The 17,933-nt window shown below is 41.9% G+C and carries 15 protein-coding genes; 13 read left to right on the plus strand and 2 right to left on the minus strand.

Going from position 1 to position 17,933, the window contains the following annotated elements:
• The first annotated feature begins 136 nt into the window (after positions 1-136).
• From ACQY4U_RS08430 to ACQY4U_RS08445, 4 genes are all read left to right on the plus strand, one after another.
• Positions 137-1,201, plus strand: coding sequence for a M20 family metallo-hydrolase (locus ACQY4U_RS08430; protein WP_428329738.1), 1,065 nt, complete (start codon positions 137-139; stop codon positions 1,199-1,201).
• Between the two features lie 143 nt (positions 1,202-1,344).
• Positions 1,345-2,718 carry an argininosuccinate lyase gene (gene argH / locus ACQY4U_RS08435; protein WP_428328950.1) on the plus strand — a complete coding sequence of 458 codons (1,374 nt, stop codon included), beginning with the start codon at positions 1,345-1,347 and terminating at the stop codon, positions 2,716-2,718.
• Positions 2,719-2,723: 5 nt separating this feature from the next.
• Positions 2,724-2,921, plus strand: a complete 198-nt coding sequence (locus ACQY4U_RS08440; protein ID WP_428328951.1) for a YwbE family protein — start codon at positions 2,724-2,726, stop codon at positions 2,919-2,921.
• 48 nt (positions 2,922-2,969) lie between these two features.
• Positions 2,970-3,662 (plus strand): DUF1345 domain-containing protein, encoded by a 693-nt coding sequence (locus ACQY4U_RS08445; RefSeq protein ID WP_428328952.1) that lies wholly within the window; start codon positions 2,970-2,972, stop codon positions 3,660-3,662.
• Between the two features lie 9 nt (positions 3,663-3,671).
• Here ACQY4U_RS08445 and ACQY4U_RS08450 read toward each other — a convergent pair whose 3' ends face one another.
• On the minus strand, positions 3,672-4,589 hold the full coding sequence (locus ACQY4U_RS08450) for a DUF72 domain-containing protein (RefSeq protein ID WP_428328953.1): 918 nt from the start codon (positions 4,587-4,589) through the stop codon (positions 3,672-3,674).
• A gap of 63 nt (positions 4,590-4,652) precedes the next feature.
• Positions 4,653-6,278 carry an amidase gene (locus tag ACQY4U_RS08455; RefSeq protein WP_428328954.1) on the minus strand — a complete coding sequence of 542 codons (1,626 nt, stop codon included), beginning with the start codon at positions 6,276-6,278 and terminating at the stop codon, positions 4,653-4,655.
• Positions 6,279-6,455: 177 nt separating this feature from the next.
• Here ACQY4U_RS08455 and ACQY4U_RS08460 point away from each other — a divergent pair, with 177 nt between their 5' ends.
• The 9 genes from ACQY4U_RS08460 (at position 6,456) to ACQY4U_RS08500 (ending at position 17,928) form a co-directional block, all read left to right on the plus strand.
• Positions 6,456-6,719: an autorepressor SdpR family transcription factor gene (locus tag ACQY4U_RS08460; protein WP_428328955.1), complete on the plus strand. Its 264-nt coding sequence runs from the start codon at positions 6,456-6,458 to the stop codon at positions 6,717-6,719.
• 10 nt (positions 6,720-6,729) lie between these two features.
• Positions 6,730-7,392, plus strand: coding sequence for an SdpI family protein (locus tag ACQY4U_RS08465; RefSeq protein WP_428328956.1), 663 nt, complete (start codon positions 6,730-6,732; stop codon positions 7,390-7,392).
• Complete coding sequence (locus ACQY4U_RS08470) at positions 7,393-8,829, plus strand: alpha/beta hydrolase family protein (RefSeq protein ID WP_428328957.1); 1,437 nt, start codon at positions 7,393-7,395, stop codon at positions 8,827-8,829.
• 17 nt (positions 8,830-8,846) lie between these two features.
• Positions 8,847-9,737: a class A beta-lactamase, subclass A2 gene (gene bla, locus ACQY4U_RS08475; RefSeq protein ID WP_428328958.1), complete on the plus strand. Its 891-nt coding sequence runs from the start codon at positions 8,847-8,849 to the stop codon at positions 9,735-9,737.
• 182 nt (positions 9,738-9,919) lie between these two features.
• Positions 9,920-10,681, plus strand: coding sequence for a glycoside hydrolase family 5 protein (locus tag ACQY4U_RS08480; RefSeq protein ID WP_428328959.1), 762 nt, complete (start codon positions 9,920-9,922; stop codon positions 10,679-10,681).
• A gap of 33 nt (positions 10,682-10,714) precedes the next feature.
• The gene (locus ACQY4U_RS08485; protein ID WP_428328960.1) at positions 10,715-10,900 is read left to right on the plus strand and encodes a hypothetical protein; all 186 of its coding nucleotides are present in this window, start codon (positions 10,715-10,717) and stop codon (positions 10,898-10,900) included.
• A gap of 195 nt (positions 10,901-11,095) precedes the next feature.
• On the plus strand, positions 11,096-12,946 hold the full coding sequence (locus ACQY4U_RS08490; protein ID WP_428328961.1) for a CocE/NonD family hydrolase: 1,851 nt from the start codon (positions 11,096-11,098) through the stop codon (positions 12,944-12,946).
• Between the two features lie 44 nt (positions 12,947-12,990).
• Positions 12,991-14,871: a CocE/NonD family hydrolase gene (locus ACQY4U_RS08495; RefSeq protein ID WP_428328962.1), complete on the plus strand. Its 1,881-nt coding sequence runs from the start codon at positions 12,991-12,993 to the stop codon at positions 14,869-14,871.
• A gap of 567 nt (positions 14,872-15,438) precedes the next feature.
• A complete protein-coding gene (locus ACQY4U_RS08500; RefSeq protein WP_428328963.1) occupies positions 15,439-17,928 on the plus strand; it encodes a TonB-dependent siderophore receptor in 2,490 nt (829 codons plus the stop codon).
• The last annotated feature ends 5 nt before the right edge of the window (positions 17,929-17,933 follow it).

The raw sequence follows: 17,933 nt of genomic DNA on the forward strand, positions 1-17,933 counted from the left end.
CGTTTGTTCATTTAGCTAAGCAGATAATTACAATTATTTACAAGGCTTATTAGCTTAGCCAACGGAGATATAATTCCGTTTATCTAAAAAAAACTTATTTTTGCACACTAATTATTTAGGGCCCGGCCCTGTATTTATGACCGATATAAAAATACTATTTGCACAGGCGGTTGACCTGCTGCAGCAATTAATAGCCATACCATCTTTCAGTAAAGAAGAGAACCTTACTGCCGATCTGATTGAAAAGTTTTTGCAGGATCGCGGTGTTAAAACTCACCGTAAGCTTAACAATATCTGGGCCTGGAACAAACATTTTGATGCCTCAAAACCTACCATACTGCTCAACTCGCATCATGATACGGTAAAACCCAATTCAGGCTATACGCGTGATCCTTATGATGCTAAAATTGAGGCTGGCAAGCTTTACGGGCTTGGCAGCAATGATGCCGGGGGATGCCTGGTATCGCTTATAAACGTGTTCCTTTATTTCCATGATCAGGAAAACCTAAAATATAATTTTTGCCTGGCCACTACTGCCGAAGAAGAAATTTCAGGAGTTAATGGTTTGGAACTGATCATCCCTGAGCTTGGTGAGCTTGATTTTGGGATAGTTGGCGAGCCAACCCTGATGCAGTTAGCCATTGCCGAGCGCGGTTTAATGGTATTGGATTGCGTTGCCCACGGCAAAGCCGGCCATGCCGCCCGCGAAGAAGGTGATAATGCCATTTATAAAGCACTTACCGATATTGAGTGGTTCCGCACATTCCGTTTCCCGGAGGAGTCAGATGTTTTTGGACCGATAAAAATGTCGGTAACCATTATCAACGCAGGTTCACAGCATAATGTGGTACCTGCAAGCTGTACCTTTACGGTTGATGTGCGGGTTACAGATGCATACCGAAATGAGGAAGTATTAGAGATTATTCGCCAGCATGTAAGCTGCGATGTTACCCCTCGTTCCATCAGGTTAAAGCCATCAAAAATTGATAAAGCGCATGCTATAGTGCAGGCTGGCGTGGCTTTAGGCAGAACAACTTATGGGTCGCCAACCACGTCTGATCAATCCTTACTTGATATACCGTCGCTTAAAGTTGGGCCCGGTGATTCGGCCCGTTCACACACTGCCGATGAGTTTGTTTATGTAGATGAGATAAAAGAGGGGATAGAATTGTATATTAAGATGCTTGAAAGCATAAATTGATTAATATTTATAGCAAAAGCAGTAAGTTTGAAGTCTTTGTGCGTCATTGCGAGGTACGAAGCAATTCCTGGCAGGCAGGTCTGATCTGTAGTAGGTGATTGCTTCGTACCCTGCAATGACAAGCAGGTAAATCTGAAATTAAAATGAAGATCTGGCAAAAGTCTATAACCGTTAACGATTTAGTTGAAAACTTTACCGTGGGGCGCGATCGTGAGTTCGACTTACAAATGGCCGCTTTTGATGTACTGGGCTCACTGGCGCATACGCAAATGCTTGAAAGCATTGGTTTAATGAGTGCCGAAGACCTGCAATTGGTGCAGCAGGAACTTAAAAAGATCTATAAAGATATTGAGAACGGCGATTTCGTGATTCAGCCGGAGGTTGAGGACGTACACTCGCAGGTCGAGCTTTTGCTGACACAGCGTATTGGCGATGCCGGTAAAAAAATCCACAGCGGCCGGTCACGTAACGACCAGGTGCTGGTTGATCTGAAATTATTTTTCAGACACGAACTGCAACAAGTTGTTGAAGAAACCGAGTTGCTTTTTCGGCAGTTGATCACCTTGAGCGAAAAGCATAAAGATGTACTGCTGCCAGGCTATACCCATTTGCAGGTGGCAATGCCATCTTCATTCGGCCTTTGGTTCGGCGCTTATGCCGAAAGTTTGGCAGATGACCTTGAAATGGTTTTGGCAGCGTATAAGATCACCAATAAAAACCCGTTAGGTTCGGCAGCAGGTTATGGGTCTTCATTCCCTTTAAACCGGAGTTTAACAACTCAGTTACTGGGCTTTGAAAGCCTTAATTATAATGTGGTGTATGCACAAATGGGGCGTGGTAAAACTGAGCGTGTTATAGCACAAGCCCTATCATCAATAGCGGCAACGCTTGCAAAAATGGCTATGGACCAGGCCCTTTACCTGAGCCAGAACTTTGCCTTTGTAAGCTACCCCGATACACTTACTACCGGCAGCAGTATTATGCCGCATAAAAAGAACCCCGATGTTTGGGAAATTATGCGCGGTAAATGCAACAGGTTACAAGCCCTGCCAAATGATGTGGCTATCATGACCACCAACCTGCCGTCTGGCTATCATCGCGAACTGCAACTATTAAAAGAGCTGTTGTTCCCGGCATTTGCCGATTTAAAGAACTGCCTGCACATGGCAACTTTTATGCTGCAAAACATTACAGTTAACACCGATATTTTGAAAGATCCAAAATATGCTTACCTGTTTAGTGTGGAAGCAGTTAACCGCATGGTACTAAACGGTACACCGTTCCGCGATGCTTATAAGGAAGTTGGTTTGGCTATTGAGAAAGGTGAGTTTAATCCTAACAAAGAGGTTAACCATACCCACGAGGGTAGCATAGGTAATTTGATGAACGAGGAGATAACTGCAGCAATGGACAAAATATTGGGCAGCTTTGATTTTAAAACAGTTAACGAGGCAGTTAAAGAATTAGTTGCCGAACCATTACAATCAAAGGGTAATAAGCGCGATTATATATTTTAAACCAAATGAACGGACAAAACAGAAGCGATATATATCCCGGTTTAGAGGTTGATATTATCCTTAAAAAGGATCAGCGGTCGGGTAAGCTTACCCGTGGGATAGTTAAAGATCTGCTTACCAGTTCGGCCTATCATTCCCGTGGCATAAAGGTGAGGCTGGAGGATGGACAGGTTGGCCGTGTTGCAGAAATTGTTGAAGATTAAAATATAAGCAGTAAATTTATCAGCATACACCAAATAATATAACCCCACATGGCAAAAACAATACAGGCCGATAAACGCATATTTTTCAGGTTAGATGCCCATTACCGTTTATTAGCTTCGTTAATAGTAAGCGCGATTGTTTTTTTCTGTTTAAACGGAAAAGTGGGTACACCAGCATTGGTATTACTAACCTGGATAGGATGTGCCCTTACTATTATCCTGTTAGATTGGGTAATTATATTTTCTTCCCATCCGCGCGAAGTAAAGAAAATTGCCAAGCTCCAGGATTCAAGTCGTACTTTTTTATTCTTGTTTGTAGCTGCTGCTGCTGTAGCCAGCTTAGGTGCAATTGTATACCTGTTAAAATCAGTAAAGGGCCTGACGGAAGCCAGTAAGAACGAACATATTTTATTAGCAATAGGCGCAGTTATTATATCGTGGTGGCTGCTGCATACTATTTTTACGCTCAGGTACGCACACTTATATTATGATAAGGATACTGATGATGGCGGTGTAAAAGAAGGTGGCGGTTTGATCTTCCCCGGAAAGGATGAGCCAGATTATCTTGATTTTGTATACTTCTCCTTTATAGTAGGCATGACCTTCCAGGTATCAGATGTAAGCATTTCATCCAGAACAATCCGTAGGGCCTGTTTAATGCATGCGCTGATGTCTTTTGCCTTTAACACAGCTATTTTAGCCTTAAGCATCAATGTAATATCAGGACTGGTATCTCAATAAGACAAATTGTTAATCAAACAATCCTTTGTCCCTGTCAATAAATTGGGGCCTTTGCAAGCTTAGTCCTAACTTTTTATTGAGTTGTTCAACCACATAATCAGCTAATTCGGGCGAGTAGCGTTCATCATGCTGGTGCATAAAAAACCAAACAGATTGCAGGCCCATTTGCTGCCATTGTTTAATGCGCTCAATCCATTCGTCGCAGCGGGCATAATCGGTAGTATGCAGGCTGTTACCTACAAAACGGATAAAGGCATGCGGCGTTGGCAGTTCCATGTGCACCACATCCCTGCGGCCCGATGCATCAGTTATTACAGCACCTATGTTTAGCTCATGCAGCAGGTTGAATATCTGGTTTCGGTTTTCGGGTACTGCAAACCAATCCTTATGCCTTAACTCTAAAAATACAGGTACGTCTTTAGGCAGCTGTTCTAAATAGGCCTTCAGATCGGGGAAGCTTTTTGGAGTAAAGTTATCGCCCACCTGTAAAAACAGCGGACCTAACTTATCGCCGAAGGCTAAAATACCTTCGTAGTATTTGGTGGTTATTTCGTCGGCATTTTTTAGCCGGCGGATATGCGTTATACTTTGCGAAAATTTAGGGCAAAATTTAAAATCAGGATTGCTATCTGCCTTTTCTTTCCATTTGGCAATCATGTCGGGTCCATAAACATTGTAAAACGTGGCATTCAGCTCAATACAATCAAAATGTTTTACGTACTCATCCAAAAAGTTGGCGTCTTTTGTTTTAGGGGGATATATTTTGCCAACCCATTCCTTACGGCCCCATTTGGCACAGCCAACATGTACCTGTAGTGGCTTATCATTTTTGGCAGATTGCAGCGTTTTAATAGTTAACTCCGGATCTGGCGGAAGCGTAAAATCAACTCCAATTAATTCCTCAGGGCTTACACGACCAAATTCCATAGCGTTTTGTTTTTTGCGTTAGATGCGTTGCCAAATTAACAAAAAGTGCAGCAAGTTGTGTTATCAACCTAATAATACCGGGCTAAACTTTGGTGCAACCCTTAATATTGATGCCTGCTCATAGGCGTAGCCTAATTTAATAATGTCTCCTTCTTTGTAAGCTGTGCTTATAAAGGAGAGGCCAACAGGTAAGCCATGCGCATAACCCATAGGCACCGTAATATGCGGATAGCCAGCCATTGCCGCCGGGCCCGAAAAGGAGAAGCCATTATCATAATCACCGTTAATAAGGTCAATACAAACGGCAAAACCATTTGTAGGGGCTGATATTGCATCCAGGTTATTCTCTTTTAAAATAGCATCAATAGCCTTGCGGGTGATGCCGTTGGTTTTTTGTAAAGAATCCAGGTATTCTTTTTCGTTTAGGCCACCTTTTTTATCCGCAAGTTCTAAGGTTTCCTGTTTAAAAAATGGCATAGCTTTATCCTCGTTCTGTTTATTAAAAGCAATCACATCCGTGATGGATTTCATTTTTGAATTTGCATTTTTTAAGTAGGCATTCAATCCATCTTTAAATTCATAAAGCAATACCGTAAACTCGGCGCCACCAATAACTTTTAATTGTTTATAAAGCTCAATTTCAACAATAATAGCACCTTTACTTTTTAGTACCTCAATAGCCTGCTGAAAAATTTTATCCATTGCCGGGCTAACTTTCATGCCATCTTTTTCAATGCCAATCCGTTTGCCTTTTAAACCATCGGCATCTAAAAATTTGGTATAGTCTGGTTCAATTTTGCCTTTGCTGGTTAGGGTATAGCTATCCTTTGGGTCTTCGCCGGCAATTGCCCCTAATAAAATGGCAGCATCCCTAACCGTTCGCGCCATTGGCCCGGCAGTATCCTGTGTTTTTGATATGGGTATAATGCCTGTACGGCTCCATAAACCTACGGTTGGCTTAATGCCCACCAATCCATTTACTGATGACGGCGATACTATAGAGCCATCAGTTTCGGTACCGATAGCAATGGCACATAAATTTGCAGATGTGGCCGAGCCTGATCCCGCGCTTGATCCGCTGGGGTTCCTGTCTAAAATATAAGGGCACTTGGTTTGCCCGCCACGGCTGCTCCATGCGCTGGTTGAGTGGGTAGACCTGAAGTTTGCCCATTCGCTCAAATTGGTTTTGCCTAATAAAACAGCGCCTGCTTCCCTCAGTTTATGAACGATAAAGGCATCTTCTTTGGCTATATTATCGGCAATGGCAAGCGCGCCTGCAGTGGTATGCATTTTATCGCCGGTGTTTATATTGTCTTTTATTAAAACCGGGATGCCATGCAAAGGCCCCCTGATCTTTCCATTAGCGCGTTCCTTATCCATCTCATCGGCAATGGTTAAGGCGTCATTATTCAGTTCTATTACAGCATTTAGCTTTGGTCCGTTTTTATCAATCGCATCTATGCGTTTCAAATACATTTCGGTAATGGAACGTGAGGTATATTCCTTGCTTTGCATCTTTTGCTGCAACACATCAATGGTAACTTCGCTAAGTACAAAATCATCCGGCTTTACATCTGGTGAAGCCGGATCATCCTTTTTAACCGGAGCTAAACTACATGAGGTTGCTGCTAAAGTGCTTAAAGTTAAACCAGCCAGTGAAGTGGTTTTAAGGAAATTTCTTCTTTGCATAATACGGGTTTGAAAATAAGCTACAAGTAACGAATTTTTACAGAGAAATATAAACCATTTGTAAACAATTGAGGAATTATTAATGGTAGATAAATAACCTATCACCCTAAAAATAAAAGCTTTGATATATGAAAAAGTATTTAGACATTTGTCTAAATATATAATTACCAATCCATTTTGAACGCGCTGTTTAAAGCACTTAACGACCCTACCCGGAGAGAGATATTGGAACTGCTAAAGGAGAAAGACCTTACAGCCGGAGAAATTGCGGATCAGTTCAATATCTCCAAGCCAAGTATTTCGCATCATCTTGATCTGCTGCGGCAGGCAGGACTGGTGGTATCTGTTAAGGACGGGCAATTTATCAGCTACTCGTTAAACACCACCGTAATGGACGAAATACTTAAATGGATCATCAGCCTTCAATCCCCTAAACAATAATATCATCAGCATGAAAAAGTTTACCCTCGTTGATCTGTTGGCCCTTTTAATTGGTTTAATACCAATTGGCTACCTGTTGTATGTATATGCTTCGTTACCCGCCATAGTGCCCATGCATTATGGTGCCGATGGTACGCCCAATGCATTTGGCCCCAAAAGCGAGTTATTTATAGTTCAGTCTATTTTAACAGGTACTTCCTTTTTATTATACCTGCTCATGAAGTTTTTGCCATCCATTGATCCTAAAAAGCAGGTAAAGAATGGCGAAAAAACCTTTCAGAAATTGGGCTTGGGCCTTATTATATTTTTAGCAGCATTAAGCATCTGCATCACATTTGCTACTATAAACAAAAGCTTTAAAATTGATAAACTGATATTGCCACTGATTGGCTTTCTGTTTGTTTTTTTAGGTAATTTAATGTACAATATTAAACCCAATTATTTTGCAGGCGTACGCACCCCCTGGACGCTTGAAGACGAAGGGAACTGGCGCGCCACGCACCGTTTGGCAGGTAAGGTATGGGTTACCGGCGGTATTATTATTACGGTTGCTATGCTGTTGCTGCCTTCGCCGGCGGCTACATTTGTATTTTTGCCATGTATATTGGTTATGTCATTTATCCCCATTGTTTACTCATATATCTACTTCAAAAAACATCAAATAAAAATCTAAATGAAAAAATTACTGATCTGTGTTTTTATACTTTGTACCCTCAATACACTAAAGGCGCAGGATATTGCCGGGAGCTGGCTGGGTACTGTAAATGTTGGTGTTGATCTGCACTTGGGCTTTAATATTAAAAAAACCGATACCGGTTATACAGCTACTTTTGATAGCCCCGATCAAAAAGCATTTGGCTATACCTGTAACAAAACTTACCGCGTAAAGGATAGTTTGTTTATTGAAATAGCTACCATTGGCGCAAAGTTCAAGGGCCTATGGGATGGTAAGGATGCCATTAACGGTATATTTAAACAAGGCTTGCAGGCATTACCCTTAAGCATTAAGCGCATTACCGCTGCCGAGAAAGAAGCATTAACCAAAGATCCAATCAGGCCGCAAACCCCTAAAGCGCCCTACGGTTACTACAGCGAAGATGTTGAATATAACAATGACGATAAAAGCCTGCATTATGGCGCAACTTTTACCCGTCCCAATGGCAGCGGTAAGTATCCTGCTGTAATAATTATCAGCGGCAGCGGCACGCAGGATAGGAACGGCAGCATGCTTGGCCATAAATTATATTGGGTACTTGCAGATTATTTAACCAAACAGGGCATAGCCGTTTTAAGGGTTGATGACAGGGGAGCCGGTAAAAGTACCTTAGGCAGCAATTTTAAAAATGCAACCAGCGAAAGCTTCTCGCACGATGTAGAAGCCAGCCTCAACTACCTGGAAACAAGAACAGATGTAGATAAAAAGCATTTAGGGCTTATTGGCCATAGTGAAGGTGGCATAATAGCCCCTATGGTTGCCGCCCGACGCAAGGATGTTAGCTTTATAGTATTATGGGGAGCCCCGGCTGTTGGTGGCATACCAACTATAATTGATCAAAATAATTATGGCTTAAGAAAGGCGGGGTTGGATAGCACTGCCGTAAATGCATTTTTGAGCCTGCACAAACAGGTGCTCGATCTTTTTTCGACTGTAAACAGTGCTGATGCTTTAGATCAAAAGATAGCCCCCATTTTTAGCAGCTGGAAAATGCAGCAAAGCCAGGCAACCCTTGCCGCATTGCAGGTACACGATAGTTCAATTATCAAGAGCAATATTTTAGTGCTTTACAATAACTTATACAACATGTCCTGGATGCGATTTTATATCACCTATAAACCGGAAACAGACCTGAGCAAAGTTAAATGCAGCGTACTTGCCGTTAATGGTGAAAAGGATACACAGGTTAATGCTTTTAATAATTTAAGCCTGATAAAGCAGCTGTTGATAAAAAATGGGAATAAGGATTTTAGCATAATGGCTTTGCCCGGGTTGAATCACTTTTTGCAGACTGCTGTAACAGGCGATATGTCTGAATATGAAAAGATCCAGGAAACCATGTCGCCGGTGGCGCTGAATATAATTTCTACGTGGATTAAAATTCATACAAAATAATTGCGTTAATATTGTGTATGAAAAAGTTTATCAGTTCGGTAGGTTTATTGTTAATGTTTTTAGTGCCGTTTTGTGCAATGGCACAGCAGGGGAGCCTGCGCGATCAGATAGCTGCTATTGCCAAAACATCAAAAGGTATTGTAGGTGTATCTGTTTTAGGATTAGAGAGTCGCGATTCATTAACCTATAATGGTAATACCCGTTTGGTACTGCAAAGTGTTATGAAATTCCCGATTGCGCTTACCGTTTTACATCTGGTTGATTCAGGTAAACTTTCATTAGATCAGCTGGTACATATCAGCAAGCGCGATCTGCCAAAAACATATAGTCCGCTGCGCGATAAATATCCCAAAGGCGGGGTTGATGTGTCCATTCGCGATCTGTTGAGCTACATGGTATCATTAAGTGATAATGATGCTTGTGATATATTACTGAAACAAATTAATGGCCCTAAAGCCGTGCAGGACTATATGCTGCATTTAGGCATAAGAGGCATAGCCATCAGGGCATCAGAAGCTGATATGGCTTCATCATGGGAGCTGCAATATACCAACTGGTGCAAGCCATTAGAAATGAATATCCTGTTAGATATTTTTTATAAAGGTGATGTGCTTTCAAAAGCTAATACTGCTTTTTTAAACAAGCTACTAACCGAAACCACAACCGGGCCTAAACGTTTAAAAGGCCTTTTACCTGCAGGCACCGTTGTGGCACATAAAACAGGCTCGTCAGGAACAAATGCCGAAGGCTTATCGCCAGCCACTAATGATGTAGGGATAATAACCTTGCCTAATGGCAAACACATGGCTATCTCAGTTTTTGTTTGTAACTCAACAGATGACGAAGCTACGCGCGAGGCCGTTATAGCCAAAATAGCCAAAGCCGCCTTTGATTATTACAGCAATTAATTGTAAATAAAAAATATCTGCACTGTAGTCGCTCGCCTCCTGGCGAGTGACGAATATGTGCCGGCCTCCGGCCGACTATACCCATCACTCTACAGAGAATTTAACATTTTATAGTTGATTCTTTACATAATGATCAACCTGTAAAAATATCCCCCTAAATTGTTTTCAGTAAAAACAGGAACATGAAAACAGTGTACGCGATATTTTTATTAGCCCTCAGTTTTAATACAGCAGCATTTGCCCAGCAAACCCCAACCCCTGTGTTAGTTAATGGCGCTTTGAGGGTTGATGGCAGCAGGATAGTTAATAAAAACGGTACTGCCCCACAACTGCGTGGCATCAGTTTTTCGTGGAGCCTATGGCAGGGGCGCAAGTATTATAACCCTGCGGTAGTAAACTGGCTGGCAAGCGATTTTAAAGCATCAATTATCCGCGCATCAATGGGTGTACAGCCTGATCATGGTTATTTGCAGGAACCTGCCTTGCAAAAACAGCTGATAGTAAATGTAGTTGACCAAGCCATAAAGGATGGCATTTATGTGCTGATAGATTGGCACGATCATCATGGGAATATTCATACAGAGCAATCAAAAGCATTTTTCGCGGAGATGGCCCATAGATACACCGGCGTACCTAATGTGATCTACGAGATCTGGAACGAACCCGAAGCTATTGGCTGGGATACCATTAAAAATTATGCGGTACAGGTAATTACCGAGATCCGTAAGTATGACCCTGATAACCTGATTGTAGTAGGCAGCCCAAAATGGGATCAGGATGTTGACGTAGCCGCCGCCGATCCAATAACTGGGTTTAAAAATATAGCATATTCATTCCACTTTTATGCTTCAGACCCCTATCACCAGGAAAAGCTGCGCGTCAAAGCCGACATCGCCATAAAAAAAGGATTACCACTAATAGTTACCGAATGGGGTGTAGGCTAAGCCAGCGGCAACGGTAAGTTCGACAGGAAAGAAGTGAAAACATGGATGCAATGGATGGAAACCAACCAGCTAAGCTGGGCCAACTGGAATGTTACCGATAAAGATGAAACCACCGCTCTTTTGCTCCCCGGCGCTCCCTATAATGGCGGTTGGACTGACGATCAGTTAAGCTCCGCTGGGTTGTATATCAGGGAAAAATTAAGGGAGCTTAATAAATAAAAAATATTACAAAAAAGCGCTGGCCGAGTGCGATTCCTTCCTTTGGGAAGCTGAAGTAGGGGTTATCTTCGTTTTGAAGATATTTTATGGCAAACAACAATGAGGGTACGATTCTCTTATAATCCCTAAACCTTCCATTTTAATTTTTCCACAAAAATCAGCATATTTACTTGCTGTCCTCCTTAAAACGTTATCATGAAAAAATTATACTTTTTAATTGTTCTCTTTTGCCCAATATTCTCTTTCGCACAAAATGCAGATTCAGCCTGGTTTGTAAATAACTATATCAAAAAGGAGGTCACCATTCCTATGCGCGATGGAGTTAAGCTGTTTACTTCTATCTATATGCCTAAAGATGAAAGCGAAAAGCATCCAATCCTTATCACGCGTACACCCTATTCCTGTGCTCCTTATGGAACAGGGTATAAGTCATATTACCGGAATTTTCAGCTGAAATATCTACGGGAAGGCTATATAATGGTTACGCAGGATATTCGTGGCCGTTGGATGAGCGAAGGCAAGTTTGAAGTGGTACGCCCCTTTAACCCAAACAAAAAAACAAACAAAGATATTGACGAGGCCAGTGATACTTACGATACCATCGACTGGCTGGTAAAAAATATTGCCAATAACAATGGCAAAGTAGGAGTGAGCGGCATCTCGTTCCCGGGTTTTTATGCAACAATGGCAGCATTGAGCGGGCACCCTGCATTAAAGGCTGTTAGTCCGCAGGCACCGGTGACCGATCGTTTTTTCGGGGATGATGATCATCATAATGGTGTGCTTTTTTTGATGGATGCCTTTGATTTTCATGTAGGCTATGGCTTTAGTCAGCCGCACCCTAAGCCAAGTACCTTGCCTGCAAAAACGTTTAATATTCCCGGGCACGATAATTATGCCTATTATTTGAGCATGGGGGCTTTGCCCAACTTTACCAAAATTACCGGCGACAGTCTTGAGTTTTGGGATAATATGATGGTGCACCCTAACCTGGATGCATGGTGGCGCGCACGCGATGCCCGTGCCGGTATTAAAAATGTAAAACCTGCTATGTTGGTAGTGGGCGGGCTTTTTGATGCGGAGGACTGTTATGGAGCATGGCATACCTACCAGGCTTTGGTTGATCAAAGCCCGGGAACCAATAGTAAACTGGTAATAGGCCCTTGGTACCACGGACAGTGGGCCAGTAAAGATGGTACCCATTTAGGTAACATTCAGTTTGGTAGTAATACCAGCGAATGGTATCAAAGTAATATTGAAGTGCCGTTTTTTAATTATTATTTAAAGGGCGAAGGTAATTTAGATAGCCTGAGCAAGGCAACCATCTTTTTTTCGGGTGAGAATAAGTGGCGGAAGTTTGCACAATGGCCATCTTCGGATATAAAACCAACTCCTGTTTACCTCGAGAAGGATAGCAAGCTGTCTTTTGATGCTCCAAAACCCGGAACGAATACTTTTGATACGTACATAAGCGACCCGGCAAAACCTGTTCCTTATGCCGAAAATGTACATTTTAGCCGAACACGTGAATACATGACCGACGATCAGCGTTTTGCTGCCCGCCGCACAGATGTGCTGGTTTTTGAAACAGACGCATTAGAAAATGATATTACTTTAGGCGGCCCCGTAGTGGCAGACCTGATGGTTAGCCTTTCAAACACCGATGCCGATTTTATTGTTAAGGTAATAGATGTATTACCGGCTGATGAAAAGGCCAATCCGGCTACCAAATACCCGATGGGCGGTTACCAAATGCTGGTACGTGCCGAAACTATGCGCGGCAGGTACCGCAACAGTTTTTCAAAACCTGAAGCATTTGTACCCGGCAAGCCAACACAGGTAAAATTCAATATGCCTGATGTAGCCCATACCTTTAAAAAAGGGCATAGGCTAATGGTGCAGATCCAAAGTAGCTGGTTCCCATTAACAGATCGTAATCCGCAGCAATTTGTTGATATTTATCATGCAAAGGACAGCGATTTTGTGAAAGAAACCATCAATATCTATCACGACCAGTCAAAAATAATTTTGCCTGTTTTAAAGTAATAAAAGAGTTAAATTTAAGCGGATAACACCTAATTAATTGTGCTATGAAAAAACTGTACGTTCTTGTTTTCTTTCTTTTTCCGTTTGTGGTAATGGCACAAAATGCTGATTCAGTTTGGCTGGTAAATAACTATATCAAGAAAGAGGTAAGTATCCCCATGCGCGATGGGGTAAAGCTTTTTATATCGGCTTACCTGCCAAAAGATAACACTGAAAAACACCCTATCCTGATGGAGCGTACACCCTATTCGTGTGCACCTTATGGTAAAGATAGCTTCCGTCCGTTTTGGATAAATCACCTGATGGCTTATTGCCGTAAAGGTTATATAATGGTAATAGCCGATGTGCGTGGCCGCTGGATGAGTGAAGGCACATTTATGGATGTACGCCCTTTTAATCCGAACAAAATAACAAATAAAGATATTGACGAAGCCAGCGATACCTATGATACCATTGACTGGATGGTTAAAAACTTAGCGAATAATAATGGTAATGTAGGTGTATTTGGTATTTCGTACCCCGGCTTTTATTCAACTATGGCCTCTTTGAGCGGGCATCCGGCTTTAAAAGCAGTTAGTCCCGAAGCGCCGGTTACTGATTGGTTTGTAGGTGATGATTTTCATCATAACGGTGCCTTTTTTCAGTTAGATGCTTTTAGTTTTTACAAAGAGTTTGGTTTTGGCCAGCCTCATCCTAAACCAACGCCTTTGGCAGCACCAACTTATGATCCTCCTATCCATGATAACTATCAATTTTATTTAAAAACTGGAGCTTTGCCAAACTTTACCAAATTAGCCGGCGATAGCCTTATATTTTGGAACCAGATGATGAACCACCCTAACCGCGATGCCTGGTGGATGGCCCGTAACGCAAGAGTGGGGATAAAAAATGTTAAACCCGCTATGTTGGTAGTAGGAGGAATATTTGATGCCGAAGATTGCTTTGGAGCATGGAATACTTATAAAGCAATTGATAAACAAAGCCCGGCAACCAATAACCGTTTAGTAATGGGCCCCTGGTACCATGAGCAATGGCGCAATAATGATGGTACACATTTAGGCAACATACAGTGGGGCAGCAATACCAGCGCGTACTATGCCAATAATATCGAGATTCCGTTTTTTGATTATTACCTTCGCGGTAAGGGGACGGTTGACAGCATAAGCAAAGCAACGGTATTTTTTACAGGCGAAAACAAATGGCATAAATTGCCGCAATGGCCGCCAGCAGATATACAGCCTACTGATCTTTATTTATCAGCTAATGGCGCTTTATCATTTACTGCGGGTAACTCCACAAAACCATCGTTTGATAGTTATGTGAGTGATCCAACAAAGCCGGTTCCGTATACGGCTGATGTGCACTTTAACCGCACCCGTACTTATATGACCGACGATCAGCGGTTTGCAGCACGCAGGCCGGATGTATTAGTTTTTGAAACCGATACCCTAACCAAAGATATTACTTTGGGTGGCCCCGTGGTAGCCGACCTGATGATTAGCCTATCAAACACCGATGCAGATTTTGTAGTGAAACTGATAGATGTTTACCCTGACAATGCCGGTTATAATAGTGTTGATATATATGCTGAAACAGACCCGGTTGCTAAATATCCTATGGGAGGTTACCAGATGCTGGTACGTGCCGAAATTATGCGCGGCCGGTATCGTAACAGCTACTCAAATCCTGAAGCATTTGTACCCGGTAAGCCAACACAGGTAAAATATACCCTGCCCGATGTTGCCCACACCTTTAAAAAGGGCCATCGGTTAATGGTACAGGTTCAAAGCAGCTGGTTCCCGCTGGTTGACCGTAACCCGCAACAGTTTATTGATATTTATCATGCTAAAGACAGCGATTTTGTGAAAGAAACAATCAATGTTTACCATGATCAGTCGAAGATTATTTTGCCCGTTTTAAAATAAGCTTTAAAGTCCTCTCTTTTGGAGAGGACTTTAAAAGCATGATTTATATAACCCCTACCTCCTCCTTCCCCAGGGAAGGAATCGCACTTGACCAATGCTTTTAAAAGCCTCACCTAAATCCTCTTCAAAGGAGAGGACTTGAAAACTAATTCAATAAACTCTATAACATGCGCATGCAAATCAAAAGCGGGTAAAGGCCAGTCAGAAAAGCGGGCCTGGGAGTATGGCCTGCAGCGGGGAAGCTTTTTTCTGACTTGATTTTTTGGTTACTTTTTCATCTAAGGAAAAAGTAACTAAGCCCCCGCGGCTATGAGCGGGACGATTATGTCATTTACAACAACGTACCTTAACCCCTACATCCCCTTCCCCAGGAAGGAACCTCACTGGGCGGGTACTTTTAATAGACTTACCTAATCCATTTCTTTGGTTATTTTTTATGGAAATATTAAAGCCTGAAACTGTGTGCTCCGAAGTTATTTGTCTGTACTACAGTAATTCAATGCTTAAAAATACTTTTTAGTTAGAATCATTCTAAATAATTCCTAAAAATGCTTTGTTTTTAAAGATATGGAAAGTACATTTGCGCCATTATTTATAATTAGTCTAAATAAAAATATGTGCAACCTTCACTTCAACTACAAAAACTTACTTCCAGCTTTATTACTATTTCTTTCCCTTATCAGTGCTGCTGCATTTGGCCAGCAAAAGGGAACAGTTAACGGTAAAATAATATCCTCAAAAAATGATCCTGCCGAAAATGTTTCAGTAAACCTGAAAGGCACCACCATTGGTACAGTTACCGACGAAGACGGCAAGTTTGAACTCAGAACCTTACCCGGAAAATATACACTGGTGGTATCGCACGTTGGTTTACAAAACCAGGAGATCAGCATAACGGTAACTGCCGGGCAGGTAACTACAGTGCCTGCAATAACGGTGAATGTTAATGTTAACGCCCTGCACGAAGTAAACGTGAGCACTAATAAAACCAATAAATTTAATCGTAAAAAGAGCAATTATGTAGCTAAAATGCCTTTAGATAATCTGGAGAATCCTCAATCGTACTCATCAGTAAGTAAAGAACTTTTGCAGGAACAAGCTGTATTCTCGTCAGACGATGCTATAAAAAATACACCGGGGATAACCAAATTATGGTCGGCCACGGGCCGTGTTGGTGATGGTGGTTCCTATTTTACTTTAAGAGGCTTTCCGGTACAATCCCTATTAAGAAACGGACTTGCAGGTAATGTAACCAATACTATTGATGCCGCAAACCTTGAAAAACTGGAAGTTATCAAAGGCCCGTCAGGGACTTTATACGGCAATACCTTAACATCGTATGGTGGTTTAATCAACCGCGTTACTAAAAAGCCTTTTGAAACTACCGCGGGAGAAATTACTTACTCATTTGGCAGCAATAACCTAAAGCGTGTAAGTGCCGATTATAATACCCCGCTCGATTCGGACAAAAGAGCTTTGTTGCGTATCAACACTGCATACAGTAACAGCAACACTTTTCAGGATAATGGCTTTAGCAAAAACTTTGTGTTTGATCCGAGCTTTAGCTATAAAGTAAATGATAGGTTAACCTTATCATTTGATGCCGAGATTGGCCACGCAACAGGTACTACACCTGTTATTTATTATTTTGGTTCAACCATTGCTGATTTAGGCGTTACCCGTGCTAACCAATTAAATGTAGCTTACAAAAATGCTTATCAAAGTAATGACCTGGTAACAACCTCAGATAATGCGAACTTTTTTGGCCAGGCAGATTACAAGATCTCCGACAGCTGGAAATCACAAACCAGCATTAGCTCCACCAACAGTACATCAAATGGTTATGAGCCATACTTCTACCTGTTAGCCGGTAATAACTCCATAGCACGCGATGTTTGGGCTATAAATGGTAACAGCAACTCCTTGCAAATACAGCAAAACTTTATTGGCGATTTTAAGATAGGTAAATTAAGAAACAGGCTGGTTGCCGGGCTCGACTTTATCAATCAGCGGGCCAACATCAGGTACCAGGATCCAAATTCGGGGTCCGATTCATTTGATGTGATAGGGGTTAAAGGCGCTTTGCCAACGTACAATAATTTTAATAAAACCAAGGTTGATTCTTTATTTGAGAATAAGCCGGTATCAAACAGCTATAGCAGGTACAATACCTATAATTACAGTGCCTATGCATCAGATGTGCTGAATATTACTGATAATTTGTTAGCTATGGCAAGCTTAAGGGTTAATTATTTTGATACCCGCCCAATTAATGATGCGGCGAGCGGCACTACCTCACAGGCATTTAACCAAACTACTTTGTCACCAAAATTAGGCTTGGTTTACCAGGTGATAAAAGACAAGATCTCGTTATTTGGTAACTATATGAATGGATTTTCGAACCCGGGTTATTACCTGGCTTATGATGCCGCCACCAATTCAAATGTAAATAAGCTGTTTAAAGCCGAACAAGCCAACCAATGGGAAGGCGGCGTTAAGCTTGACCTGTTTGATGGTAAACTAAGTAGTACCATTAGCTATTATGACATCAGTGTAAAAAATAAAATACGTACCGATGCATTCCATGCCAATGCAAGCGTGCAGGATGGTACCCAATACAGCAAAGGTATTGAGGCCGAAATTATTGCCAACCCATTACGTGGTTTCAATATAATAGCCGGCTATTCGCATAACAACAGCCTGATGGAAAAATCATCAGCTTATGATAATGGCCGCAGACCGCAAACTGCAGGCCCGGCAAATTCTGCTAACTTTTGGGCAAGCTATGTATTAACCAACGGCAATGCCAAAGGCCTGGGTATTGGTTTAGGTGCTAATTATGCAAGCGATAACCAGGTTATCAATAACTCATACAATGGTGTGTTTACGCTGCCATCGTACACTATATTTAATACAGGCGTATTTTACAACAGAGAGAAATATCGCCTGGCTTTAAATGTAAACAACCTTACCAACAAGGAATATTGGGTTGGTTATACCACGGTAAACCCGCAAATGTTAAGGCAGCTTATAGCAAGTGTAGCGTACAGGTTTTAGTATTT

The organism is Mucilaginibacter sp. (assembly GCF_965277465.1).
Lineage (GTDB): Bacteria > Bacteroidota > Bacteroidia > Sphingobacteriales > Sphingobacteriaceae > Mucilaginibacter.